1 pseudogene is annotated in these 536 nt (G+C 53.4%); it reads right to left on the bottom strand.

The window, feature by feature from the left end:
- Nucleotides 1-133: 133 nt before the first annotated feature.
- Nucleotides 134-536, bottom strand: a pseudogene (locus ACTHUR_RS17615) (outer membrane protein assembly factor BamC); the annotation flags it as partial.

Raw genomic sequence — 536 nt, 5'->3', positions numbered from 1 at the left:
TATCTGTACTGTCTGCGGCTTCGTCGCCTTGTCCTGATTTAAAGTTAATCCACTATAAAACCGATTCAAAGAAAAAGGTCGTCTGAAAACCTGAAACATGGTTTTCAGACGACCTTTTGTCATGCCGGATTGCTTAACGCAGCTCTGTGTGCAGGCGGCTGAGGAGCGTAGAGGCATCGCTGCCTTTGTACGCGCTGCCGTCTTTATTCAAGAGGCTGATGCGTGAACCGCCGTTGACAGGTTCAACGAATACGATGATTTCGGGATAGGCGGCAGGTTTTTCGGCTTTTTTGCCTTTGCCCAACATACGGCCGAAGAAGCCCGGTTTTTTCGTGGAAACGGCTTCACTTTCGGTAGGTGCTTGTTGCACCAAGAAAGCGTGGCGTTCGATGCTTTGACCCAAAACGTTCAAGCCGATGCGGTCGAGGGCAAGCGCGGTGCGGCGCCAGTTGCGACCGTAGTCGCCGGAGACGAGCAGGGTGTTGCCGTCGATTCGTGCCAATTCGCTGCCGCTGCGTTTGGCAACGCTTTGGGTC

Source organism: Neisseria sp. P0021.S007 (assembly GCF_051956855.1).
This window is presented reverse-complemented; position numbering and strand designations above follow the sequence as displayed.